The organism is Nodosilinea sp. LEGE 06152 (genome assembly GCF_015207525.1).
GTDB lineage: Bacteria > Cyanobacteriota > Cyanobacteriia > Phormidesmidales > Phormidesmidaceae > Nodosilinea.
The window spans coordinates 78,451-103,698 of sequence record NZ_JADEWR010000018.1 but is presented as its reverse complement, the minus strand read 5'-3'; the positions used below and the strand labels follow the sequence as shown (position 1 = coordinate 103,698).

At 57.1% G+C, this 25,248-nt stretch carries 21 protein-coding genes and 2 pseudogenes; 14 read left to right on the top strand and 9 right to left on the bottom strand.

Going from position 1 to position 25,248, the window contains the following annotated elements; all coding sequences use genetic code 11:
* Positions 1 to 26: 26 nt before the first annotated feature.
* Positions 27 to 1,442, top strand: a complete 1,416-nt coding sequence (gene hydA / locus IQ265_RS21555; RefSeq protein ID WP_194057393.1) for a dihydropyrimidinase — start codon at positions 27 to 29, stop codon at positions 1,440 to 1,442.
* Between the two features lie 339 nt (positions 1,443 to 1,781).
* Here hydA and IQ265_RS21550 read toward each other — a convergent pair whose 3' ends face one another.
* The 4 genes and pseudogenes from IQ265_RS21550 to IQ265_RS21540 form a co-directional block, all read right to left on the bottom strand.
* A complete protein-coding gene (locus IQ265_RS21550; RefSeq protein ID WP_228038264.1) occupies positions 1,782 to 2,279 on the bottom strand; it encodes a GNAT family N-acetyltransferase in 498 nt (165 codons plus the stop codon).
* A 915-nt stretch (positions 2,280 to 3,194) separates the two neighbouring features.
* A pseudogene (locus tag IQ265_RS28895) lies at positions 3,195 to 4,367 on the bottom strand (DUF4912 domain-containing protein); the annotation flags it as partial.
* A gap of 720 nt (positions 4,368 to 5,087) precedes the next feature.
* A pseudogene (locus tag IQ265_RS28890) lies at positions 5,088 to 5,894 on the bottom strand (substrate-binding domain-containing protein); the annotation flags it as partial.
* Positions 5,895 to 6,110: 216 nt separating this feature from the next.
* Positions 6,111 to 6,296 (bottom strand): hypothetical protein, encoded by a 186-nt coding sequence (locus tag IQ265_RS21540; protein ID WP_194057389.1) that lies wholly within the window; start codon positions 6,294 to 6,296, stop codon positions 6,111 to 6,113.
* A 308-nt stretch (positions 6,297 to 6,604) separates the two neighbouring features.
* Between IQ265_RS21540 and IQ265_RS21535 the strand changes: the two genes are divergently transcribed.
* From IQ265_RS21535 to psbA, 5 genes are all read left to right on the top strand, one after another.
* Positions 6,605 to 8,023 (top strand): folate/biopterin family MFS transporter, encoded by a 1,419-nt coding sequence (locus IQ265_RS21535; RefSeq protein WP_194057388.1) that lies wholly within the window; start codon positions 6,605 to 6,607, stop codon positions 8,021 to 8,023.
* A gap of 150 nt (positions 8,024 to 8,173) precedes the next feature.
* Positions 8,174 to 9,664, top strand: coding sequence for a carotenoid oxygenase family protein (locus tag IQ265_RS21530; protein ID WP_194057556.1), 1,491 nt, complete (start codon positions 8,174 to 8,176; stop codon positions 9,662 to 9,664).
* A 29-nt stretch (positions 9,665 to 9,693) separates the two neighbouring features.
* The gene (locus IQ265_RS21525) at positions 9,694 to 10,146 is read left to right on the top strand and encodes a MarR family transcriptional regulator (protein WP_194057386.1); all 453 of its coding nucleotides are present in this window, start codon (positions 9,694 to 9,696) and stop codon (positions 10,144 to 10,146) included.
* Positions 10,147 to 10,232: 86 nt separating this feature from the next.
* Positions 10,233 to 10,580, top strand: coding sequence for a histidine triad nucleotide-binding protein (locus IQ265_RS21520; RefSeq protein WP_194057384.1), 348 nt, complete (start codon positions 10,233 to 10,235; stop codon positions 10,578 to 10,580).
* Positions 10,581 to 10,788: 208 nt separating this feature from the next.
* Positions 10,789 to 11,874: a photosystem II q(b) protein gene (gene psbA / locus IQ265_RS21515; protein WP_194057382.1), complete on the top strand. Its 1,086-nt coding sequence runs from the start codon at positions 10,789 to 10,791 to the stop codon at positions 11,872 to 11,874.
* 142 nt (positions 11,875 to 12,016) lie between these two features.
* On the opposite strand, the gene IQ265_RS21510 is transcribed toward psbA, so the two are convergent.
* The gene (locus tag IQ265_RS21510; RefSeq protein ID WP_194057380.1) at positions 12,017 to 12,949 is read right to left on the bottom strand and encodes a DUF4432 family protein; all 933 of its coding nucleotides are present in this window, start codon (positions 12,947 to 12,949) and stop codon (positions 12,017 to 12,019) included.
* 225 nt (positions 12,950 to 13,174) lie between these two features.
* Between IQ265_RS21510 and IQ265_RS21505 the strand changes: the two genes are divergently transcribed.
* Positions 13,175 to 14,002: a hypothetical protein gene (locus IQ265_RS21505; protein WP_194057378.1), complete on the top strand. Its 828-nt coding sequence runs from the start codon at positions 13,175 to 13,177 to the stop codon at positions 14,000 to 14,002.
* A 10-nt stretch (positions 14,003 to 14,012) separates the two neighbouring features.
* Here IQ265_RS21505 and IQ265_RS21500 read toward each other — a convergent pair whose 3' ends face one another.
* Positions 14,013 to 14,348 (bottom strand): cupin domain-containing protein, encoded by a 336-nt coding sequence (locus tag IQ265_RS21500; RefSeq protein ID WP_194057376.1) that lies wholly within the window; start codon positions 14,346 to 14,348, stop codon positions 14,013 to 14,015.
* Positions 14,349 to 14,528: 180 nt separating this feature from the next.
* Between IQ265_RS21500 and IQ265_RS21495 the strand changes: the two genes are divergently transcribed.
* From IQ265_RS21495 to IQ265_RS21470, 6 genes are all read left to right on the top strand, one after another.
* Positions 14,529 to 15,230, top strand: coding sequence for a Fe-S cluster assembly protein HesB (locus IQ265_RS21495; RefSeq protein ID WP_194057374.1), 702 nt, complete (start codon positions 14,529 to 14,531; stop codon positions 15,228 to 15,230).
* Between the two features lie 102 nt (positions 15,231 to 15,332).
* On the top strand, positions 15,333 to 16,532 hold the full coding sequence (locus IQ265_RS21490) for a LanC-like protein (RefSeq protein ID WP_194057372.1): 1,200 nt from the start codon (positions 15,333 to 15,335) through the stop codon (positions 16,530 to 16,532).
* Positions 16,533 to 16,633: 101 nt separating this feature from the next.
* On the top strand, positions 16,634 to 17,782 hold the full coding sequence (locus tag IQ265_RS30175; RefSeq protein WP_347404998.1) for a glycosyltransferase: 1,149 nt from the start codon (positions 16,634 to 16,636) through the stop codon (positions 17,780 to 17,782).
* Positions 17,783 to 17,882: 100 nt separating this feature from the next.
* Positions 17,883 to 19,088: a sulfite exporter TauE/SafE family protein gene (locus tag IQ265_RS21480; protein WP_194057370.1), complete on the top strand. Its 1,206-nt coding sequence runs from the start codon at positions 17,883 to 17,885 to the stop codon at positions 19,086 to 19,088.
* Positions 19,069 to 19,719: a hypothetical protein gene (locus IQ265_RS21475; RefSeq protein ID WP_194057368.1), complete on the top strand. Its 651-nt coding sequence runs from the start codon at positions 19,069 to 19,071 to the stop codon at positions 19,717 to 19,719. Before IQ265_RS21480 ends, IQ265_RS21475 begins: the two co-directional genes overlap by 20 nt.
* 190 nt (positions 19,720 to 19,909) lie before the next feature.
* Entirely contained in the window at positions 19,910 to 20,617 is a 708-nt protein-coding gene (locus tag IQ265_RS21470) for a phospholipase D family protein (protein WP_194057366.1), read from the top strand.
* A 305-nt stretch (positions 20,618 to 20,922) separates the two neighbouring features.
* Here the strand turns inward: IQ265_RS21470 and dnaN are convergent, their stop codons facing one another.
* Positions 20,923 to 22,053, bottom strand: coding sequence for a DNA polymerase III subunit beta (gene dnaN / locus IQ265_RS21465; protein ID WP_194057364.1), 1,131 nt, complete (start codon positions 22,051 to 22,053; stop codon positions 20,923 to 20,925).
* Between the two features lie 123 nt (positions 22,054 to 22,176).
* Here dnaN and IQ265_RS21460 point away from each other — a divergent pair, with 123 nt between their 5' ends.
* Positions 22,177 to 22,410, top strand: a complete 234-nt coding sequence (locus IQ265_RS21460; protein WP_194057362.1) for a hypothetical protein — start codon at positions 22,177 to 22,179, stop codon at positions 22,408 to 22,410.
* A 181-nt stretch (positions 22,411 to 22,591) separates the two neighbouring features.
* Here IQ265_RS21460 and IQ265_RS21455 read toward each other — a convergent pair whose 3' ends face one another.
* Together IQ265_RS21455 and IQ265_RS21450 are read right to left on the bottom strand one after the other, a co-directional pair.
* Entirely contained in the window at positions 22,592 to 23,125 is a 534-nt protein-coding gene (locus IQ265_RS21455) for a universal stress protein (protein WP_194057360.1), read from the bottom strand.
* A gap of 359 nt (positions 23,126 to 23,484) precedes the next feature.
* Positions 23,485 to 24,987 carry an NAD(P)/FAD-dependent oxidoreductase gene (locus IQ265_RS21450; RefSeq protein WP_194057358.1) on the bottom strand — a complete coding sequence of 501 codons (1,503 nt, stop codon included), beginning with the start codon at positions 24,985 to 24,987 and terminating at the stop codon, positions 23,485 to 23,487.
* Positions 24,988 to 25,248 lie beyond the last annotated feature (261 nt).

The window sequence follows — 25,248 nt, the reverse complement described above, 5'->3', positions numbered from 1 at the left end:
TACAGTTTCGCTTTAACGGGCTTGCTATGACATCGGTATTAATTCAGAGTGGTCGCATTGTCACTGCCGTAGATGACTACGTGGGTGACATTCTGATTCAAGATGGCTGCATTGAGGCCATTGGCCGCCAGCTTACGGTAGACAATGCTGAGCGCCACGATGCGACCGGGCTGCTCGTGTTGCCCGGTGGCATTGACGCCCATGTGCACATGGAAACCCCCATGGGCAACGATGTTTACACCTGCGATACGTTTGAGACCGGCACCCGCTCGGCAGCCTTTGGCGGCACCACCACCATCATCGACTTTGCCCAACAGTTCCACAACGACAGCCCCAAGGCGGCGTTGGATAGACGCTTGGCAGCAGCAGAGCCGCAGTGCTGCATAGACTACGCCTTTCACGTTATTTTGACCGACATCAACCCTAGTTCTTTGGCAGAACTACCCGATCTAATCAACAACGACGGGGTATCTAGCTTTAAGCTCTACATGGCCTACCCCGGCGTGCTAATGGTGGACGATGCGGCTATTTTTAAAACGATGCGGCGCACGGGCGACCACGGCGGCATGGTTAACCTCCACGCCGAAAACGGAGTCGTCATTCAGGCGCTGATTGAAGAGGCACTAGAGCAGGGCAACACTTCGCCCAAATACCATCAGCTCACCCGCCCTAGCCTAATGGAAGGGGAAGCGGCCCACCGGGTGATTCGGATTGCGGAGCTGGCGGAGGTGCCGGTGTACATTGTGCACCTGTCGGCTAAAGAGGCATTGGAGGCGGTAGTGGAGGCGCGCGATCGCGGTATTCACGCCTTTGCCGAAACCTGCCCCCACTACCTATTTCTCGACGAATCCGAGTACGATGCCCCTGGCTTTGAAGCCGCCAAGTACGTCATGACTCCGCCCTTGAGGAATCACGACTGTCAGCACGCCCTGTGGCGTGGGCTCCAGTTCGACGATTTGCAACTGGTGGCCACCGATCACTGCCCCTTCTGCATGAATGAGAACCCCCTGGGCATTCTCAAGTCGAAGCAATTTGGCCGCGACAACTTTAACCGCATCCCCAACGGTGCCCCTGGGGTGGAGCTGCGCCTCACGCTGCTCTACGACGGCGGGGTAAGGGCGGGGCGCATCAACCTCAATCGCTTTGTGCAGCTCACCGCCACGGCTCCGGCGAAAATGTTTGGCCTGTTTCCCCGCAAGGGCACGATCGCCGTCGGCAGCGACGCCGACCTGGTGCTGTTTGACCCCAATGAAACCCATACTCTCAGCGCCAGCACCCACCACTCGCTGGTAGATTACTCGCTGTTTGAAGGGCGCGAGGTGACGGGCAGGGTGAAGAAGGTGTTTTTGCGCGGCCAGTGCATTGTCGATGGGGATGAATGGCTGGGGGGCGCTGGCATGGGCGAATATCTGCCACGCCGTGCCTCTGGACGGGTGCTGTAACAGCTTGGCGATCGGGTTTTCTCCCTTCGGGAGACACTTCGTGAACGACTGCGCTCAACCCTCGACCCCGCAGGTTGAGCGCAGTCGAAACCGGAACCCACACTTAACTTTTTGGCCACTCGCCATTCGGCCACTCTTCCTGAGTTCTCATAGGCTGAGTGGAACGAAGTGTTCGCACAGCGTCTCCCGAGGAGAAAACCCAACGGCGGTAAGCTTTGTTGGGTTCTGCTAGCGCGCCACCTAACCTAGAATCTTGTTTACCCAATCGCAGGAGCGATTCAACTAGCTTACTAACGACCCTTCCAGTTGCACCTGTTATGAGAATCATGGAAATTGCCGTTAAACCTTGTACTCATACCTTGCTACAAAATAGGGACCAACTTGGCGATCGCTATGATGCCGGAACCCAAAGCTTTCATAAACCCTTCTCAAACGCAAACGATCTGCCGCACAGTCTAGACGCAGGAAGCGCTTGCCTAAATCTCGGCTCTGTTTGACAGCCCACTTCATTAGCCCTATTGAAACATTGCCACCCGCAAAGCACCGTCGCACTGCCAGCCGATGAATGAATGCTGAATCGTCTTGAGAAATGTCTGACCAAAACATTGGGTCTTCAAGCTGAAACTTAACAACTCCAGCAGGGCCGTCCTCGACAAAAGCCATGTAGAATAAGCCTGCTTCAACATCTTGGCGAATTGCTTCTGGGGAAACTTCTTCCTTCTCCCATAGCGCCATGTTCTGCTGTTTAAGCCATGCAGCAGCTTCGTCTAAAATATCTGAAACCACTAACAGGTCATTTAGAGTCGCTTGACGTACTGAAATAGATAGCATCTGCATGACATCGGCTTAAAACACCAACACGTAACTTCTCAACAGCGCCCCACTGATAACTTAAAGCAGCCTAGCGTTCGCAATCACCGGACGCAGACAACTCTTACAACAAACCGACTATACTGAAACGTTCCGGTGCAGCGCGGTTGTTAGACGAATTGGCGAGACAGCTAATTCTTAATTTGTTCGATGCCTTGAATTGCAAGAGCAGTAATAAACCTACTTGAACGCCGAAATTTTGTGAATGAAGGTGTATCTCTTCAACTCACTCATCTAGCAAGTACGAGCCAAGCAGCATGAATGCCAAACCTGTCGCGAACCACAATGAAAAACCTCTCCCTCGGTTTCTGAGCAGTGCGGCGACTGCAACTCCAATTGCAACAGTAACTAAAGCAAGCATAGTAATCACCAACCCGTTGAACAGGAGAAGGTGATCCAGATAGTTTATCCGCCGGCCCAGTTGGATAGAGACGATCGCTAACAACAAGCTACAGGCTGTAAGACTGAGGGAAAGAGTTTGGGGTAACAAACGCTGGATCATATTTTCCTTTAAGATAGTTTTGTAGTGCGAGGAGCTGCTCCTTCCATCAAAACCTCTGTTTTTACGATTCGTCAATATAGTATCAAGCTGTAGCGATAATCACCTGTACGACCAGCAAGACCGCAATCGACGAAACGTACTCCTGCTGGTCGTGCAGAATATCTAGACTATGCTGCTAAATGTTGTGCATCCGGCGATTGGTAACTGCAGCGATCGGGCACGGGGGAGTACCTGCGACCCATTGGAGCGGGTGCTATAGGAGATTGGCGATCGGGTTTCGACTGCGCTCAACTCTCGACCATGCAGGCTGAGCGACAGGTTTCGACTCCGCTCAACCCTCGACCCCGCAGGTTGAGCGGAGTCGAAACCGAAACCCACACTTAACTATTGGGCCACTCACTACCTGGCCACTCTTCTTGAGCTTCGTCTTTGGTGTTGGTGTTGCGATCGGGGGTTTGGCGCTCAAAGGTCATGTGAATGTTGCGGCTCTGCTCCCCGTCGGCAGCCACCGCCATAATCGGGTAGTCAATATTGCCATCCTGGAAAGACATCTGGAAGCGGAAGGTGCCGTCTTCACTTAGCTGGATCGGCGCGCCCCCAACCGTTACGGTGGCATCGGGTTCGGTCGCGCCGTAGACAATCAGCTCAGCATCAGCCACCAGCCAAAACTTGCGGGGCCGAATCGGCGGCATTGAGGCTGAGAAGCCTGCCCCAGACATGGTGAGCCCCGCAATGCCCGACATGGTTAACCCAGAGATACCCGACATGCTGAGGCCAGGGAACTCGGCCATCTGACCAGGGAAGCCCGACAGGGTAAAGCCCGATACCTCAGACATGGTGACGGGCACCATCGCCGCCGCCCCCAGACCTGCCCCTGAGGCCAACACATAGGAACTCATCGGCGGTGCCATCGACCCAGCCACATGCTGCATAGAACCAAACAGCGAACCGTCAACCCGCAGGGCTTCGCCAGGGTGGGCCAGGGCGTAGAGTTGCTCATGCAGCCTGGTATCGGCTCCCGGAATGCGTGGGTCAACCAGGGTCATGATGGTTTTGCCGCGCAAATTTTCCTCCCAGGTGACGGTGAGGAAGTGCTCTTCTGTCCAGTCGGAGGGATAGACGGGGGGAATGCGAACGGTGTTGGAACGGGCCAGCACCAGCCAGCGGCCGTCGCCCGCCAGGTAGCCAATCTCGACCTGGTAGTCGCGATCGCTGACCGGAATCTGCATGTACCATTCCCGCGCCATTTCATCACAGCCAAACTGCTGCAAACTATGGGGGGCCTGGTGGTCGAGGTTAATGCCGGTGACATCGTACAGGCGCAGGGCCAGGTGTTCACCCCCCTGGTAGCGCAGGTCTTCTTTGTGGGTGTGGGGCGTATCCCAGTAGGCATAGGCCCACTGCGGGTCGCGGGGCATGAGCACAATGCGGCTCTCGCCGTAGCCATCGGGTAACGGCGGCAGACCGTCATCAATGGTAGAGAGATCGAGGTCGCGATCGGTAGGGCGGCCTACCACGTTAAACTTGCTGGCTTCGATCGCCGACTGGTCTTCGGTACTGGCCAAAGAAGCCACCGCCCCTGCCGCCAGCCCTGCCACCCCCATCACAACAGGAGCAGCCGGGGGAACCACTGGCTGAGGCGCAGGCGGTTCTACCACGGGTTCAACGGGCGGCGGCAACTCGTCGACAGCAACAACCTCTGGCTCCGGAGAAAGCACTACCGGTTCGGGCGCGGGCGGTTCGGGTACTACGGGTTCGGGTGCTGGCGCAGGCACTATGGGATCGGGTACAGGCGGTTCGGGCAGTACCGGCTCGGGCACTAGAGGCTCAGGTACAGCGGCGGCCACTGGCTCATCGACCAGCAGCGGCGGCGCTACAGGGGTTGTTACTACGGGTGGCTCAGCCACGGCGGGAACAGGATGTTCGGCGGTGGGAGGGGGAACAGGTGGTGCGGCAGGGGAGGAAGGCACAACAGTGGTCGCAGCATCGGGGGACATACCCCTCCGACTGCGGCCGATCAACCAGGCCAATCCGCCCAGGGCGGCAAGGGGCAGCAGCAGCCACCACCAGGCAAATCCGCCATCGTTGTCGGCTACCACCGGGTCTGTTGTGGTCAGGGCTGGAGCCTCTGCTGCCGGATCGGCGTCGGCYGGGGCTGCCGCTGGCGCTTCGTCAGCAACGGGGTCGATGGGGGCAGTCACTCCTGCGGCAACGGCCCCCACTTCGGCCACCTGAGCCGCCGTCAGCGCATCTAAACCGGTCGGGGAGGTTGCATAGCCTAAAAAGGCCGCTACAGCAGGGTTAGGCTCACCACGGTAGACGAAATAACGGGGCTGAGAATAGGGGTAGCGGGGATCATCGGGCAGGGTCTGGTGCATGGGCACGATGGTGACCGCTGGTTGATCAAGCACATGGGGCGCGATCGCATAGCTAATGCCATCGTCGTTCAAGGCCTGAATCACGTCGGCGGTGTCGTCCTCGGTTACCGTTTCGGCGGTGGCTCCCGCCTCAAAGGGGGCATTGCTAAAAACGTCGTACTGACTCAGCGAACGACGGGTATCGCTATCTTCGGGGCGATCGACAAATCGAATCGGGCCAGGCTCGCCTCCAACCTCTGACCAGTCGGTAATTTCGCCCCGAAACATACCAGCAAACTGCTCAAAGGTGAGATTGCCGTCGAAGGGGTTGTCGGGGCCAATAATAACCGCAATTTTGGCCCGATCTAGGGCGACTGTATTGAGGTTCTGCGCCTGTTCTTCCTCCGTCAGGGGACGCCCGATCGCCGCCAGATCGATATCGCCACCGACTAGGGCCGCGATCGCCTCATCGCTGCTGGTCACCTCTACCCCCACCTCGGTGCCCTCGTAAGCCGCCTCAAACTCCTGCTTGAGAGCCTCGGCCGCAAAACCCAGGTTAGGGGAGCTCTGAATTGACAACGTGGTACCGGCAGGCACCGTCTCAGGGAGCGAAAACTGTGAAGACTGGGCAACCTGAGCCAGGGCGAAATCTCTTAGAGCGGGATGGGCTGCCGGGCTAAGGGCAAACAGTGCGGCAACGAAAAGCTTGACTGAATACTGCATTGTCTGACGATGGAGGCAAAGAACTGGAGGCTAGGCAAATATACCAAGTCCACAGGCAAAACAGGCGTATGCTAACTCGCAAAACCCGTTGATTAACCCAGATTGGTGCGTACCCGAGAATTACGCTCAACTATTGCAGGATTCGCCAGGGGAGTCAACAAAAAAAACCTACAGGCAGCTAGGGGTAATCCTGCCGCTAAATGGCCAAATTTTCCTTCAAAACAGGCTATTCTGCTGCCTCAAAAACGACGAGCGCATGACCAGCTCCCTCAACCATCCCACCAGCTTTTTAGAAGCTGTTTTCGTAAAAGCACGGGCAAGTACTTTTCGCCAACTGACCAAAGAAATTGCAACGCGCTGGCCTTTATAACCTTCAAAATCGGCCCGGTTAAGCCTTGCCACGGTCCTGCTCCGATGTACCTCAGTTCATGCCCCAATCCGTACCCACGACCCGTGCCCTAGAATCCGTGACCCTAAAATCCGTGCCATTGATCCGATGGCATAGTTTCTCAATCGCAGCGGCAACCGGGTTAACACCCCTATTCCTCAAGCTTGTCACCCCTGGGTTGTCTACCCCTCGGTAGAGCAATCCGGCAGGGCTGTACCCTACCCCTCTACGACCAACGAGTTATCATGGGGAAGACCATTGACATTTCTTAACAAATCCGAGAACGCACTTCGATCGAATATTTAGCAAGACTAATTTATTCATGACGGCTTCCTCCTCCTCAACCAGCGGCATCAAAGGCTTTGTGGAGAATCGCATTCTCCTGGGCCAGCCCCTGACCTCAGAACTGGCAGCCATACTGCTGGTGTACTTTGTGCAGGGCATTTTGGGCCTGGCCCGGCTGGCAGTTAGTTTTTTCCTTAAAGATGATTTGGGGCTAACCCCGGCAGAAGTGGCTGCCCTCAGCGGTATTGCCACGCTGCCCTGGACGGTCAAGCCCGTATTTGGCCTTCTATCAGATGGTCTTCCCATCTTTGGCTACCGACGGCGACCCTACCTAATTTTGTCGGGAATTTTAGGAGCCGGGGCGTGGCTGGCGCTGGCTACGGTGGTGCAGACGGGCTGGGCTGCGATCGCGGCCATCACCCTTAGCTCGCTGTCTGTCGCCGTCAGCGACGTGATCGTTGACTCTCTGGTAGTAGAACGCGCCCGAGGCGAGTCTCTTGGTAAAGCCGGTACCCTGCAATCGCTGGCCTGGGGCACCTCGGCAGTGGGTGGCGTGCTCACCGCCTACCTGGGCGGGGCGCTGCTCCAGCACATTAGCACCCGCGCAGTGTTTGGCATCACCGCGACCTTTCCGCTAATTGTCTCCCTCGTCGCGGTGCTCATTACCGAAGACCCGGTCGATTCCCCCAGCTGGACGGTGGTGGGCAACCAGGTCAAACAGCTGTGGCAGGCCATTCGGCAGCGGGCGATCTGGATGCCTGCTCTGTTTTTATTTCTGTGGCAGGCCACCCCCACCGCCGATGCCGCCTTCTTTTTCTTTACCACCAACGATTTAGGCTTTCAGCCCGAGTTTTTGGGCCGCGTGCGATTGGTCACCAGCCTGGCCTCGCTGCTAGGCATTTGGGTGTTTCAACGATTCTTGCGCACCGTTCCCTTTCGCACTATCTTTGCCTGGTCGACGGTGCTCTCTAGCCTGCTGGGCATGAGCATGCTGCTGCTGGTTACCCACGTCAACCGCACCCTAGGCATTGGTGACGAATGGTTTAGCCTGGGCGACAGTTTAGTCCTCACCGTCATGGGCGAAATCGCCTTTATGCCCGTGCTGGTGCTCTCAGCTCGCCTCTGCCCTCCCGGCGTAGAGGCCACCCTGTTTGCCCTGCTGATGTCGGTGGTGAACTTAGCCGGGCTGCTCTCCCACGAGCTAGGGGCCGTGCTCACCCACTGGCTCAGCGTTACCGAAACCAACTTCGACAATTTGTGGGAGCTGGTGCTGATCACCAACCTCACCACCCTGCTGCCCCTGCCGCTGCTGTTTTTGCTGCCGTCGTCGTCATCTCAAAGTGTTGGCGACAGTCACGTCGAAGAGCTGCCTCCGGCCGAAACAACTGTGGTGTCAACTACTCTTTTTGCCGCTGTCTCAGCTGAGCACCCCGTCGCCGTTGGTGACCCCGATTGACCTGAAGCTAAAGCCAGCGATCGCGCCTGAAACAGGCATGGCGACAGATGGCACCACCGCTTGGGGTTATGCACCCTGTCTTTAGTGATCCTTCTATCTCTTATCTTTCCAATCGAGATGCCTACCTACCCCATCATTAACTCCCCCACCATGACCGCCGAGGCCGGGACTGACACCGCCGCCTTTTCCGTTGAAGACTGGAGCAGCGGCTACCGCTCTCAGCCCAACGAGCACAGCTACTGGGTCACCGACATTGAAGGCCACATTCCAGCGGAGCTGGAGGGCACTCTGTTTCGCAACGGCCCCGGACTGCTCGACATCCACGGCCACCCCGTCAAGCACCCCTTTGATGGGGATGGCATGATCAGCAGCATTGCCATACAGGGTGGAAAAGCGTTCTTTCGCAACCGCTTTGTGCGTACGGCGGGCTACGTGGCCGAGCAGCAGGCCAACAAGCCGCTGTTTCGCGGCGTGTTTGGCACCCAAAAGCCCGGCGGTGCTTTGGCCAACGCCTTTGACCTCAACCTCAAGAACATTGCCAACACCCACATCGTCTACTGGGCCGACAAGCTGCTGGCTCTGTGGGAAGCGGCTGAACCTCACCGCCTGGATCCCGCTACCCTTGAAACCCTGGGGCTAGACTACCTAAACGGGCTAATTGCGCCCGGCGGCTCCTTCACCGCCCACCCCAAAATCGACCCTGGCCACCACGGCGACCAGCGACTCGTCGGCTTTTCGCTTAAAACCGGGCTATCTAGCAAGATTACGCTCTACGAAATCGATGCCCAAGGCAACGCCCTCAGTCAGTACAGCCACACCATTCCTGGCTTTGCCTTCATTCACGACTTTGCCCTCACCCCCAACTACGCCATCTTTTTCCAGAACCCGGTGAGCTTTGGGCCAATTCCCTTTCTGCTGGGGTTTAAGGGCGCGGCAGAATGCATTAGCTTCAACCCCAAAGAGCCGACCAAAATTTTGATCGTTCCCCGCAATGGCGACCCTATGCAGGTGATCGAGACCGACCCCTGCTTTGTGTTTCACCACGCCAATGCCTTTGAGCAAGATGGCCGGGTCGTGATTGACTCTATTTGCTACGGCAGTTTCCCCTCCCTAGACGGCAGCAGCGACTTTCGCGAAGTTGACTTTGACAGCGTTCCGGCGGGAGAACTGTGGCGCTTTAGCCTGGATCTAGAGGCGGGCACGGCTGAGGTCAGCAAACAGGTGACCCGCTGTGTGGAGTTCCCCACCCTGCACCCCGACTACCTGGGGCGGCCCTACCGACATCTATTTATAGGCACCGCCCACGAGCCCCAGGGCAACGCCCCGCTGCAGGCCCTGCTCAAACTCGACACCCACACGGGTGAAACCGAGGTGTGGAGCGCTGCCCCGCGTGGGTTTATGGGTGAGCCCTTGTTTGTGCCCCGTCCCCAGGGCCAGGGTGAAGACGACGGCTGGGTGCTAGTGCTGATGTATAACGCTGAGCGCCAGTGCTCAGACCTGGTCATTCTGGAGGGCAAGGATATCACCGCTGGCCCCGTGGCCCGGCTCAAGCTGCCCCACCATGTCCCCTACGGTCTGCACGGTAGCTTTGTGACCCACTACTTTGGGCCAGAGGCTGGCTCCCAGGACGCTCAAGGTTAGAATTAATCTAACTAGAACTATACGGGCTGATGCCTATGCCCTCTGCTTCATCCGCCCAGGCGGCCCAGGAGCCATTCATTCCGGTTATGCGGGAGCTGGCGCGAGCTTACCAGGCGTTTTCGGCCTATTCTGACGCCCATGTGCGGCAGTTTGACCTCACCCCCGCCCAGTTTGATGTAATCGCCACCCTGGGCAACACCCAGGGCATGACCATGGGCGACATCGGCGAAAAAACCCTGATTACCAAGGGCACCCTGACCGGGGTAGTCGATCGCCTGGTGCAAAAGCAGCTGGTGCAGCGCGAAACCCCCGCCGACAACCGCCGCAGCGTTGTTGTACAGCTCACCACCGCTGGGCAAGCGGTGTTTGAGCAGGTGTTTCCGGCGCACATTGCCCACGTAAAAGAGCGGTTTGAACAGCTGAGCCCGGCAGAGCTAGAGACCCTCCGGGTGCTGCTAGAACGCCTGCGGCGAGTCTTTTGATGGTGGGGAGGAAGCGGTATCGCTCTGCTCCCCACCATTCCTGAGCCCGTGCGACAATAGCGGCGTCTTATAGCCTAGTTTTTTCCATGAGTGGCGACACTATCTTTGGCAAAATCATTCGCAAAGAAATTCCGGCCAACATTGTCTATGAGGATGATCTCTGTCTGGCCTTTAACGACATTACACCCCAGGCCCCAACCCACATTCTGGTTATTCCCAAACAGCCGATTCCTAAGCTGTCAGATGCGACTGCAGATGATAAAGAACTGTTGGGACATTTGTTACTAACAGTTAAAGAAATTGCCGATCAGCTGGGCTTAACTGAAGAGGGCTATCGAGTGGTAATTAATACTGGAGACAATGGCGGACAAACGGTTTACCATTTGCATCTGCACCTGCTAGGTGGTCGAGGTCTAGGGTGGCCACCGGGCTAGGTCATTTACTTTTGTACAGCGAAATAAACTTTCCTTTCCCACGGTTTGTTGTGGAAAAGAGAAACTTTACACTGCATGTGGGTGGGTAGCATCAACTCCAGCTCGAGTACTGAAGTTTTGCCTGCGGGAAACCTTCACATCTAGACTTGGCTGCGATCGCTAGTCATCCATCATCCATTTTTCGTTGTTATTCATTGGCACTCTTACCATGACTACTACTCTTCGCGCCCGCGACAATGCGGGAGCCTGGGAGCGGTTTTGTCAGTGGGTGACCAGCACCGAGAACCGCCTGTATGTGGGCTGGTTCGGCGTACTGATGATTCCCACCCTGCTAGCTGCGACCATTTGCTTCATCATCGCCTTTATCGCCGCCCCCGCGGTGGATATCGACGGCATCCGTGAGCCCGTTGCCGGTTCGCTGATGTACGGCAACAACATCATCTCCGGTGCGGTTGTGCCCTCGTCCAACGCCATTGGTCTGCACTTCTACCCCATCTGGGAAGCCGCTTCCCTCGATGAGTGGCTGTACAACGGTGGCCCCTACCAGCTGATCGTGTTCCACTTCCTGATCGGCATTTTTGCCTACATGGGTCGTCAGTGGGAACTGAGCTACCGCCTGGGCATGCGCCCCTGGATCTGCGTGGCTTACTCGGCTCCGCTATCTGCTGCTACTGCCGTATTCCTGATCTATCCCCTGGGTCAGGGCTCCTTCTCCGACGGCATGCCTCTGGGCATCTCGGGCACCTTCAACTTCATGCTGGTGTTCCAGGCTGAGCACAACATTCTGATGCACCCCTTCCACATGCTGGGCGTTGCCGGTGTGTTTGGTGGTTCGCTGTTCTCTGCCATGCACGGTTCGCTCGTTACCAGTTCGCTGGTGCGTGAGACCACCGAGACCGAGTCGCAGAACTACGGCTACAAGTTTGGCCAGGAAGAAGAGACCTACAACATCGTTGCGGCCCACGGCTACTTCGGTCGGTTGATCTTCCAATATGCCAGCTTCAACAACTCTCGTTCACTGCACTTCTTCTTGGGTGCGTGGCCTGTGATTGGCATCTGGTTTACGTCGTTGGGCATCAGCACGATGGCGTTCAACCTGAACGGGTTCAACTTCAACCAGTCGATTCTTGACAGCCAAGGCCGCGTGATTGGCACCTGGGCTGACGTAATCAACCGTGCGAACCTGGGTATGGAAGTGATGCACGAGCGCAATGCTCACAACTTCCCCCTCGACCTGGCGTTTGCCGGTGAGGCTACCCCCGTTGCCCTACAGGCTCCTGTCATCAACGGTTAGGTTGTAAAACTTGGGCAGGGTTAGCGCCTCGCCCATCCTGTGAACAGGTCGAATGAAGGTTATGAAACGCCCCAAACATCTGGGGCGTTTTTTGTTGCGGCTAAAAGCCCATCGCCTGATGCTGATCAGAGAATGGGTGCCGTCAATCGCGCTGCAATTGCAGGGTCAGCCTGCGGCGCTGGTGCTCCTGGGGTTGCAGCAGCGCTACGGTGCCATTGCGACAGGCCTCGTCTAGATCTGAGGGCAACGTGGTGCAAGGTTCTACCACAACCACATAGTGCCCCTGCCACCCGCCGTAGCTCTGAAACATCCAGACGTAGGGAAAGTCGGCGGTATCAAACGTCATGAGCAACGACGACTGGCTGCGCTGATGACGAATGCCGCAGCGCCCCTGCGATAGCTCAGAGGTGTAATAAAACTCTTGCAGCTGAGACGAGGGCGGCGGCATCACTCGCAGATCAACCGCTTCGCCGTTGGCCCCGATCGCTTCAGGAAAGCGGGTTTTGCCGGGTTGACCAATGATTTTGCTGAACTCCAGAAACGCCGGTTCTACCCAACAGTCGGGCAGGAGAATTTCATCGCCAGCTTCGATCGCGATCGCGGCATGGTGCTTAAACAAAAACGGAATTTGCTGCTCAGACTGATTTTGAAACTCGTAAACCAGGCTGGCCTCGGGGCGATTGGAATCGAGCTGAATGGTCTTTTTGACCCATACGGGCACCGTTTGGCACTGATAGCCCAGCGTTAGGCTGAGGGGCGCGGTTTCTAGAACCTGCCACCGCTGCGACCACAGCTCGCCGTGGTCGGCCAAATTTCGCCCCTGAAATTCACCAGCGGCATCGTTAGGAAACACTTCATCCCAACCGCCGGTCCAGTGATCATCGAAGGAGGCCCCAACGGCCAGCGATCGCGTTGTTTCAGGCGCGTATTGGGAGGGATGCCAGAGCCAGGAGTGCCCCGTTTGAAGGTCTTCTAGCTGATCAATTCGCCCGCCTAGGTCAGGCCGAACCGTTAACTTGACTTCAGTATTCTCCAGGGTTAAAACCTGGGCTTGCTGTACCGTTTCCAGCGCCATTCCTACCGCGATCCTCATTGGCTTGGTGCTACTCAAGGCTACAGGGCAGTCCCCCAGTCATTCACTACATCTAAAGAAGGATTTTGGCGGCTCAGCATTAAGGAACGTTGCCAACGAAACCGGCATCGCTATGACTGGGCACCTTAAAAAGCAGTTGAAAACATTAGTGATCCATTGTCCTGCGCTAAGACTATTTGGCTGTCTCAACACTTGCTCGGTTAGACGATGTCACAGTTTCCGCCTCGAATTCACGTTTTGCTCGCCAGTCATGCACCCGTTGGGCTGGTGATTCGCAGGGGACCATCCAAGCGCGTGGCCACTCTGCTTTGGGATCGCGATCGCGACATCTTTCGCCTAGGTCAGTGGCTCAAAGGCCGCATCTATGAACGCCGCAGCGATATTTCATCTGACGGCAAACACGCTATCTATTTCGCCATGAACGGCCAGTGGCAGTCGGAGTCGCGGGGGGCGTGGACAGCCATCTCGCGAGTGCCTTACCTGAAGGCGATCGCGTTTTTTCCCAAGGGTGACTGCTGGCACGGCGGTGGCCTGTGGACTGGGAGGACGAAATACTGGCTGAATGATGGCTATGGCCATACGGCGTTGCACAATACGTCAGCCCTGCAACGAGATACTCAGTATCAACCCCAGGGTGGCCAGGGTGGCGAGTGTTTGAGCGTGTATTATCCCCGCCTGCTCCGTGATGGTTGGACTTGGGTAGATCGCACCAAGGTGAGACAGTGGCAGGAGAAAGACATTTTTGAAAAACCCATTGGCCACGGCTGGACGCTGCGCAAAATCGCCCATGCTGAGGTGGGTGCTCCGATAGGCAAAGGCTGCTACTGGGACGAGCACGAACTGGTGAGCCCCAACTCAGCACCGCCCATTGCCTGCCCAGACTGGGAGTGGGCCGAGTTAGATGGTAAGCGGCTGGTCTGGGCCGCAGAAGGCAAGCTCTATGCCGCTCAGATTAAGCCGAGCGGATTGGCAGGCGAAACGGTTTTATTTGACTTCAACGACATGGCCTTTGAAGCCATTGAGGCCCCATACTAAAGCCTCACGCCTAATCGCGACCATGCACCACAGCCGGAGGCATAGTTACCTCAACGGCGGTGAAGGGTTCCAAAATTTTGTAGGTGTGAGATGCACCTTCGGGGACGACCCAGGAGTTACCGGGTTCGAGCATCACCATTTGCCCTTCGAGATGCAGCTCAGCTCGCCCACTAATGACGTAGCCGATCGCCTCATAGGGTCGCTGGGTCTCCGGTTTGGCCTCACCGGGCTGCTCATCTTCCCACAGCCGCATCGCCATATTCTTACTCAGGGCCAGATGCTTTTGCCCCATAGTCCCTGTCGGGGCGGCTTCGGAGGTAACTTTAATGATGGTGGTATCGCTCATGGTTTTGTAGTTTTTGCCTTTACTCGCATCCTAAAGACCCTGAGGTAGAGCAACATCTTTCCAATGAGGGAGCATGGCGCTCGACTGGGGGCTTTAAGCCATTTAGCTCTCTCCATAGGTAAATTCTGCTCCTCCCCTCAAATCGTTAGACTGCTGGGGAGAGCGAGCAGGGCCAGAGTTTTGGTGAGCCAACCGATTAACGCAGATTTGCAGCACAAAGCGATCGCCATTCACGATCGCCTCTGTGCGGAATATGGCTGCCCAATTCCTTATTTTCACACCCTCGACCCGCTGAGCGAGCTAGTGTCATCACTGCTGTCGCACCGCACCAAAAATCGCGATTCGGGTCGCGCCTTTAAGCAGCTGGTGGCTCAGTTTCCCACCTGGGCAGCGGTGCGAGATGCGCCCACGGCGGAGGTTGAGACGGCGATCGCCCCCTGCACCTGGCCTGAGCAAAAAGCGCCCCGCATTCAGCAGGTGCTGAAGCTGATTGGGGATGCCACCCACAACGAATGGTCGCTCGATTTTCTGCAAGATATGCCAATCCCCCAGGCCCGCGCCTGGCTAGAGGCCCTGCCCGGAGTGGGACCAAAAACCAGTGCGGCGGTGCTGTGTTTTAGCCAGCTGCGGGGGCGGGCACTGCCGGTCGATAGCCACCACCACCGCGTCGCCCAGCGGCTGGGGCTAATTTCTAAAACCCTGGCTGTAGGGCCATCCCATGCGGTGCTCGAAGCGCTCTTGCCCGAGGATTGGAACGCCCAGCAGATCTACGACCACCACGAAGTGATGATGCTGCACGGGCAGCGGTGCTGCTTCTACAACAAACCGGCCTGCGATCGCTGTGTGGTTTTAAGTTTGTGCCCCTACGGTCAATCGCGGTAGCTAAGCATTAACCAACGCCAGATCGTCAGTAGCTCAGGCTAAACTACGGCAGCAGGCAGCTAGCGACTTGCCCCACCGATAAGTGAACCTAGCGAGGGAAAAATGGCCCTGTTTGACCCGACCCGGCACTATCCCCTATTGCAGATTGACTGGAACCCCGACACAGCACAGCAGGCGATCGATGCGATCGCCCATGAAACCATCACCCAGCTCAACACGGCCCCCCTGCTGGCCGGGCATCCGATGGATGATCAGGCCTTTGGTAGCGATTTGTATTTTGGCAAAGCCGGGGTGCTGTGGGCGATCGATTACCTGCAAACCATTGGGGCGATCGATTCGACCTTTGATGTTGCCACCCATCTCGACGCAACCCTAGCCCAGAACCGCCAGCGCTACCCCAAGGTTAGCCCCTATCCAGAGCAGTCATCTTATCTGTTTGGCGAGCTGCCGCTGCTGCTGCTGCAGTACAAGCTGTCTCCCTCAAAAGCCAAAGCCACCGAAGTTGAGCAGGCAATTCACAAAAACGACACCCAACCCGTCCGAGAGCTGATGTGGGGCATTGCCGGCACCATGCTGGCGGCCTGGTTTATGCATCAGTGGACGCAAGAAGCTCAATGGCAATCAGTTTTTAAGCAGCAGGCAGACATACTGCTGCAGGACTGGCAGCCTGTGGATGGCGTTGGCTATCTATGGACGGTTGATTTGTACGGCAGTCAGCAGCAGTGGCTGGGGCCTGTCCACGGCTTTGCCAGCAACCTAACACCGCTGATCGTGGGGCAGTCTCTACTCCCTGAGGACGACTTTCAAGCCATTGCGGCTAAAGCAATGCAAACCGTGGTTCAAACCGCCGTTGTAGAAGACGACTATGCCAACTGGCCAGCCATTTACGATGCCGAAAAGCCGCAAGACCTCAACCTGGTGCAGTACTGCCACGGCGCACCGGGTATGGTAACGGCCCTAGCCCCGTTCCCCCAAGGCGTCAATGAGGACTTCGATCGCATTTTGGTGCAGGGCGGCGAGCTGACCTGGCAGGCGGGGCCGCTGAGAAAGGGGTCAAACCTGTGCCACGGTACCGGGGGCAATGGTTACGCATTCCTAAAGCTATTTGTTCGCACGGGCGACCCGCTGTGGCTCGATCGCGCGCGGGCTTTTGCCATGCACGCCATTGAGCAATACCGGCTGTCTCGGCAGCTCTACGGGCAACTGCGCTACCCGCTCTGGACGGGCGATCTCGGTTTAGCTATATACCTGTGGGACTGCATGCAAGCTCAGGCCAAGTTTCCGACCGTTGACATGTTCTAAGCGCTCTATCTCCTGTCTCATGCGCACTCTGTCTCAATAGTGATGGCAACTGAAGACCAAATATTGCTGAATGAGTAGCATCCAAATGCTATTTACAAATCGTGAATTCAACCCCGACATCGTTAGACAGCGAGGCCCACAGGCCACTGCGAGTTGTAGTTTACACCGATTCTCAAGGCTTGGGTGGGGCAGAGCTGAGCCTGGGCCACCTGATCGCAACGGTCTCGAACGAGATTGACATCACCGTGCTGGGCGTCTCAGAGAGCGTCGTGGATGCGATCGCAACCCAGCGGCCCAGCGCCGCAAAAATTGTTTTACCCTCAAGCGGGCTGCCCTCGCTAGCTGCTCACATCGCCACGCTGCATCGTCTGCGGCCCGACATTGTGCATCTCAACCTGTGTACTCCCTGGGCTGGGGCCATCGGCCTTGCCGCAGCGCTGACGGTGCCTGGGGCGCGAGTGGTGCGGGTCGATCAGCTGCCGCTGCGAACCACCGATGCCCTGACGCTGTGGCGCACGCGATCACTGTCTTTGCGGGTTGATGCCCACGTCGCGGTGGGCGACGCGTCGGCCCGGCGCATGGAGGATTTTTATGCTCTGGGTCGCCACTCCGTACTATCGGTGCCCAATGGGGTACCTGACACCGCCTTCGAGCCAGCGCGCCTACCAGCCCGTAAGGATCACAGGCTCATTGTCGGCACCGCAGGCCGCCTGGACGCAGTGAAGGGGCACGATATTTTGCTGCGCGCGATCGCCCAGGTCGACGATGTCTACCTCGTCATTTGGGGGGATGGGGCCGAACGCAGTGCCCTAGAGCAGCTGGTGCAGGATCTCGGCATTGGCGATCGCGTGTCGCTGCCGGGGTGGGTCGACAGCCCCCGCGCCCACCTGCCCAATGTGGATATTTTCGTGCTGCCCTCGCGTTCGGAGGGCTTTCCCCTAGCGATCGTCGAAGCCATGCTGGCGTCTCGCCCCGTGGTTGCAACTCGGGTGGGGAGCGTGGCCGAGGCCGTAATTGACGGTGAAACCGGGCTCTTGGTTGAGAAAGACGACGTGATAGGTTTGGTCAAAGCCCTGCGTCGGCTGCAAGGGGATGCTGCTCTGCGCGATCGCCTGGGGCAGCGAGGTCGAGCCTTGGCAGCGGCACAGTTTACGGCCCAGGTTATGGCCCAGAGCTACGAGCAGATCTGGCAAAAGCTAGTAGATATGCCGCGATCGCCCCGACTGCGAGTGCCGCGCCCCCGCGATTGACTGACCAGGCTCGCGTTCTGTCAACAGACAGTTGGTCGAAGGACGCCGAGCAGGGTAGGGTGTTACGCTAAAAAACCCGCCTGCGCCCCATATCTCTAGAATGCTAGACCTGCTGCTCATTGCCAGCGTCGGATTTTTAGGCAGTTTTGGCCACTGCCTGGGCATGTGTGGACCCATTACTGTAGCCTTTTCGCTGTCTCAGTCCAGTACAACGCCCAGCCGTTGGCAGCACCTTTCGTTTCACCTGTTGCTCAATCTGGGTCGGCTAGTCAGCTATGCCCTGGTCGGCATTGCGATCGGAGCGCTGGGGTCGGTGCTGGTGGCCAGTGGACATATGGCGGGTATCGGCAGCCCGCTGCGGCAGGGGGTGGCCATCGTTACCGGGCTGCTGCTGATCTGGTTTGGGCTGGCTCAAATTAGCCCCAAACACATGCCCAAGGTGCCCTTCCTCAACCCCATGTCTGGCCTGCACGATCGCCTCAGCCGCGCCATGCAGTCCCTCTCGCTCAACCCCCAGCGCTGGACGCCGCTGCTGCTGGGGCTGGCCTGGGGGCTGATTCCCTGCGGTTTTTTGTATGCGGCTCAGCTTAAAGCGGCAGAGACCACCGACCCCTGGGCGGGCGGGGCCACCATGCTGGCCTTTGGCATTGGCACAATGCCGATGATGCTGGGGGTAGGCGTTTCAACCAGCTGGGTAAGTGGCGACAGGCGGGGGCAACTGTTTCGCCTCGGCGGCTGGATTACCCTCATCATTGGCCTGTTGACCGTTTTTAGGGGCAGCGGCAGCGTTGACCTAACCGGGCATGGGGCGCTGGTTTGCCTGCTGTTGGCCCTCATTGCTCGACCCATTAGCAAACTTTGGTCGCCCCTGTTGGTCTATCGCCGCGCCCTGGGGGTGGGGGCCTTTGTGCTTTCGGTAGCCCACATTGGCCATATGGTCACCATGGGCTGGAACCCGCTGACGCTGCCCTTTTTGCTGCCCAGGCTGCAGGTGGGCGGCTGGGCGGGCATCGTCGCCTTTGGGCTAATGACGCCCCTGGCTTTGACCAGTTTTGATCAGGCTCAGCGCTACCTGGGCTACCAGTGGCGGCGGCTGCATCTGCTGAGTTTACCAATATTTGTCTTGGTGGTAGCCCACGCGCTGCTGCTGGGGTCGCGATACCTGGGGGGGTTTGAGCGCTCTACGCAAAACCAGCTAGCTGCGATCGCCTTAGTTACTCTGGCGCTGCTGGCGCTGCTGCTGCGCTGGCGGTGGTTTTGGTCCCTGTTGTCTTTGGAAAAGTACTATGTCTCGGCCAAGCGTTAACCTGGTTGGCAGCCTCGTGGTGGGCGTTGGCATCCTGGCCGGGCTCCCCGCCCTGGCCCACAAAACCGAGGTTTCAGGCGATGTAGCAGGTACCTGGCACCTGGAGCCCAACCACAGCGCCAGAGCCGGGGAACCAGCCCGAGTGTGGGTTGCCCTCACCCAGCAGGGCGGCAGGGTGATTCCGCTGGAGCAGTGCGACTGCAACCTGGCAGTCTACAGGGCTAACCAGAAGTCCTCTGCGCCCCTGATGCAGCCGACGCTAACCGCGATGTCACCCGAAAGCTTCGAAAATATTCCTGGGGCCGAGATCACGTTTCCGGAGGTGGGCGAATATCGGATTGTGCTCACGGGTAGCCCCGCCGCTGATGCGACCTTTACGCCCTTTGAGCTGAGCTACACCACGGTGGTTGCCGCCGGTAGCGCCAGAGCAGCCACACCGCCGCCTCAGCCAGTCGAGACCCAAGACAACTCAGACCTCACTGAATCTAGCGATCGCGAGAGTCTAGCGGCCCCAGCGGTTAACCCGGTGCTTTGGGGTATGGCGATCGCTATAGGTGGGGTAGGGGTTGCGATTGCGGTCGTGTTATTACTGCGTCAGAAAAAACTGTCTCGCCACAAGAACGATGGCTGAAAATAGTCGTCGTAGCAGCTTGAATCAGCCTAGGCACTATTGTTCCCTGAATATTATTACAGCCTATTAGTATCGGTAGAAACACCAAATCTTGGGTAGATACACGGAAAAATTTCACACAACAAATTGTTAGCCTTGTGAATGTTCCACGAACATGATTCAAATCAAGTTAAGAATGGAGTCTTAACCATTGGCAAAATTTCTCAACACCAGCGCTACTAATTATTTTTTAGAGGAACTGATCAAGGGCGCGTCTGATCGACTAATTCTTATTAGTCCATTCCTCAAATTAAATGATCGTGTTAAAGAGCTCCTTGAAGATAAAAATCGCCTCAAAATCGATGTCAGAATTGTCTATGGCAAGAACGAGCTACAACCAGAGGAAATAAATTGGCTGAGAGAGCTATCGTTTATCCGCACTAGCTTTTGCAAGAATCTCCATGCCAAATGCTACTTAAACGAAGAAACTTGTATCATTACTAGTCTTAACCTATACGAATTTAGTCAAATCAATAACAACGAAATGGGCGTAGCTATCAGTCGCGCTGATGATGGCGAGCTTTATCGTGAGGCTTATGAAGAAGCTCAGCGTATCATTCGTATCAGCGACGAGGTACGCATGTCGCTAGAAAAAGTTTCAATTGGCCAAGACCCAGCCCGGCCTTTACTAAAATCAGGAAACAGCGACAGTGAAAAGCTTTCTTCATCTAAGCTGGGCAAGAAGCTAGGTTTAAGTACACAGGAACTCCTAGCGAAGCTTACCGAGGCAGAACTGCTCACCAGCAAGGATGACAAGCATTACTTAACCGAAGCGGGGAAAGCGGCCGGTGGCGAGTTCAAAATGAGCCAGCGTTTTGGCCCGTATTTTATTTGGCCAGCATCACTCAGAGTGCCATAGCAGCGAACCAGTCGTTGGATCGGATATTTTCCATCCCCGAATCTAGTGCTAAATTTTTTGCGCCAAAGTATTGAATTGGTGCAGTCAACTCCAAATCACGTTCAATACCAAGTCCGAATCGCAAAACCTCGGTTTCCCAAAAGCCAAACGGTAGGGGCAAGTAATATTTACCCCTACCGTTAAGGGGTAATCAAGCAGAATTTGGTACAAGCATTTGCTCGGCTCTGGCACTCGCTTCAAATGCCTCACGCGTGGACTGGGGCTAATACCGTTCACAGCAATCGCCGATGCTTTGGAGCTACAGCCTATCCCCGAATCTGCACGGGCATGACCAGATAGGTAATCTTAGTTTCGCCTAGGGGCACAAACACCGCTGGGCTGGTGGCCGCATTGCACTGCATTTGTACCTCAGTCGTATCGAACGCCTTCAGGCCATCCAGCAGGTAGCGCACGTTAAAGGCGATATCGAGGTCGTCGCCGGTGACCTGGGCGGGCAGGTCTTCACGACCGCTGCCCACCTCCTGGGCTTCGACTGAGAGCGCAATAGATTGATCGCCGCTGTTGAGGGTGATTTTGATGATGTCGTTTTTCTGGCTGGCCAGTACGGCGATGCGCTCCAGGCTTGACATCAGCAGGCGGCGATCGACGGTGACCTGGCGGGCAAACTGCTTGGGCAGCAGCTGGCGGTAGTTGGGGTACTGCCCCTCTAGCAAACGGGTGGTAAGGCGCTGCGCCCCCAGGTCAAACAGCACCTGGGTTTCATCGAGCCGCAGGGCCACCGGCTGGTTAGAGGTATAGCCCTGAATCATGCGCTCTAGCTCGCGCAGGGCTTTGGCGGGCACCGTGACATCCATCGCGGGGGTATCGCTGGCGGCTTCGTCGGTGGTTTGCACGACCGAGAGACGATGACCATCGGTGGCGGCAAACTCCAGGGCGTCGGTTTCAGAGAGCAAGTGAACGCCGGTGAGCACCTGCTTGGTTTCGTCGCCGCTGGTGGCAAACAGCGAGCCGCGCAGGCCGCTGAGCAGGGCTTCGGCAGAGAGTGCGATCGCCTCACCATCTTCTACCGTGGGCAGCGAAGGGTAATCTTCGGCGCTGAGCCCCCGCACCTCGTAGCGCCCCGAAGAGGAGGTGAGCGTTACCGTTGTGCTATCGCCATCGGATTCGAGGGTAATGTCTTCGTTGGCCAACCGCGAAACGATATCGCCCCACAGCTTGGCAGGCAGGGTCAGGGTGCCGGGCTCGTCGACCTGGGCACTGAAGCGGCTTTCGATACCCAGCACCTCGTCAAACCCCACCAGGGTGACCGACTGGCTCTCAATATCGGCCTTGACCAAAATATTGGCCAGCACAGGGCGACTGGGGCGCGATGATACAGCACGGCTCACCGACGACAGTTGAGCACTCAGCTCGCTCTGGGGGCAGATAAACTTCATGGCAACGCAGAAAGAAAACGCGGTGGACAGGGAATGCAAGCCTGGAACGCCCGTCTGTGACACCTGGCTGATTCCGTACTAGCAGTATCTCACCTTTGCAATAGATTCCCAGTAAAACTGCTCATGCCGAAAAAACTGTTAAGCCTGGATCCCTTGCAGGAAGGGCTTTTGGGCGATTTTGAAAACAGCTACTTTTCGATTGGGTGCCCATCCTATCACCCTTCTTTAGCCCTATCAACGCTCGTCTTGTTAAGTGCGGTCTGCCTTCCGGAAGAAGAAAATTTAAAAGATAGTCGTAGTAGAAGGGGCTGTGAAAACTGGGGAAAAGCGCTGGGGTGCTTTGGCCGTCAAGGTTAGGTCACTAACGCTACTGGGGAAAAGGTGTGGGGAATAGTCGTCAGTTTCCACACCTATGGAAGTGGCTGAAACGATCTACTACCAATGAAAGAGGTTATCCCCTTTAAAGATGTCGCTTTTCCCCACAATTTTCTCGGTTTTCCCCAGGAAAATTGGCTAAAAAGATCACGAATCGTTACAGCTACCTCAAGCTGCTGCCTGCTGCGGATCCCGCTGCTCCAGCTTCGTGCAGGGCTGTCGCTTTCATCACCAGTACAGAGCAGGGGGCGCGGTGCATAACGTGGTTGCTAACGCTGCCCAGCACCAGTTCGCTCAGACCGGTGCGGCCCCGGGTGCCAATCAAAATTAGGTCGGCCCCCCACTCCTGAGCCGCTTTGCAGATAGCGGTGGCAGGGTTGCTAATCAGCTGGCGAAACTTGGTGGAGACTCCGGCCGTATTGGCGATCGCCGCATAATTTCTCAGCCGCTCCAGGCTATTAGTTTCGTAGCGCCGCCACTCTTGCCGCCAAGCCTCTAGGTCTAGCTCAGTACCGGGAGCCCAGTAGATGCCGTCGAGCGTCGCCGACATTGGCAGGGGGCTGCTATCTTCTTGACCAGATAGGCTGTGCACCAGCAGCAGCTCGCCCCCCGTTGCCTGGGCCAGCTCCAGGGCATGGGCAAATAGGCCGTCGCTGGTGGGGCTATTGTCTAGGGCGACTAGAATTTTGCGGTACATAATGGCATTCTCCCGTGACTGGAACTGGTGCGTGAGGCCAGGTGAGGCAGCAGGCGACTGGGGCTAGGGCCGATCATGATCTAGACATCGTGATCTAGACGAGGTGCTAGCCAGCACAGCAAGAGCACTAGCCCCAGAGCACCGAGTTCGGTGGCTAGGTACAACCTGTCGTGGTAAGTGAATATGAGGGACAGCATAGGGCGATCCTCCCGGTGCACTGCACCTTTAGGGCTGGTTCTTTGCAACCAAATCCCTTTAGTTCTATTGTCCTGCTGAAGGTTGGCAGTGGGCGAAAGACCGCAACGAAGCTTGACGTGCGATCGCAATTCATAACCTTTCGCCGGAGGGAATTGTGAGTGCTAGTTGGGCACAGATACCTCAAAGGTGCGCCCATCTTCGCGGCAAATTTCAGCGACCATGTTGCGGCCCGACAGCGCCACGATGGGCAGGCTGCCGCCTGGCTCGGTCCACTGGCTCACCATGTAGAAGTGGTCTAACCCCGGCAGGCGTTTGGGCACGCCTTTGATCATCAAGGGCAGGGTGTCTTTGGTTAGCAGCCAGCCGCTGCTGGCCCCCTGCCAATTGCCGGTAGCTTTCTCCAGGCTGAGGGGTGTGGTCACAGACATACATTCGATCGCGGCTCTTAGACCGGGGTAAAACGCCTCCATGCGATCGATCAACATCTCCGCATCGCGGCTGGGGGTGCCGTCGTTGTAGCGGGTCTGCCAGTCGTGGTAGTGGGTAGTCAGCATCAGGCTGACGACCGATTTGCCGGGCGGGGCCAGCGATGGGTCGAAGCCGTAGTGTTTGACGCCAATTTCGCAGTGGTCTTGGCCTGCGATCGCCACGGGTTCCTCCAGCAAATGGGTCACCCAGGCGGGCTGCTGGGCAAAATCCATAGCCACCCCTAGCGACACTTGAAACTGCGAGTGCAGGGGCAGATGCCCGTCGTAGAGTTTCTCAATTCTGCGGTTGATATACTTGCCCTTGAGTAAGTCAAAGATAGTGCGGCGACCGTCGCAGGCGGAGAGCACCCGTTCTGCCCGGTGTTCTTCGCCGGTGGTCAGGCGTACCCCTACTGCCTGGTCGTTCTCTACCAGCACCCGCTCCACCGGGGCAGAGTAGTAAATTTCGCCGCCCAGGGCCAGGTAGCGCTGCTCGATGGCATTGGTAAAGCTCAATGCGCCCCCCACCGGAAACCCCGCGTTGCCGTTATCCAGGTAGGCCAGCAGCGACATGCCCACCATCACTGGCACGTCTGGCCAGGCGAACATGTGGGGCATCGCCCTTCGCAGAAAGGGATTTTTTGCCTGAGCCGCCAGATCGCGCAGCGACAGCTGGCTCCACTTGCCCAGCACGCCCATAAAGGGCAGCACCTGCTTGCCCAGTCGCGCCCAGTCGGCGGCGGTCATCAGCGACTTGGGCTTTTGTTGCAGCATCGACAGGTCAAACTCTTTGAACTTGCGCACGCCTTTGCAGAAGCCCTCGATCAGCTTGGCATCCTCCGGGGCCAACTCCAACAAGTGTGCTTGCAGCTGGTCGGGCTGGCTGTGCACCCGCAGCACCTCGCCCTGGGAGCCACGGATCTGCATAAACTCAGACTGGTTGACAAACTCCAGCTCTGGTACCGCCCCTAGCTCTTGCCAGAGCGAGTAGAAGGGCTGCCCTGGCCCAGTGCCAAAGATGTAGTGAATGCCGCCATCGAACGTGTAGTTTTGGTGCGATCGCGCGGTGCAAAGCCCACCCGGCAGGTCGCTGGCCTCAAAAATAATGCTGCGATAGCCGTTCATCTGGGCGTAGCAGCCCGCCGCTAGCCCCGAAATGCCCGCCCCAATAATAATGATGTCTGCCGTCGGTGCCATAGACGTTGCGATCCAGCGCTCAATGCTTCAACGCTAGGTTGCCCAGGGAATAGGCTGCCAAACCTGCCACAGCGCTGAGGAGGTTGCCTTCGCGCTGTGGGTATGGGCTATGTCCTAGCGGTTCTGATGGCGATACCTGTTGTCGGTTAACGCTGCCGCTCACAGAACGCAATGACTTGTGTGGCTCAATAGCGCATTCCTTTTGTTCCAGTGCGGTGGAATTATTAGAGATACACGCAACAAAAAGACACAGAAATTTTA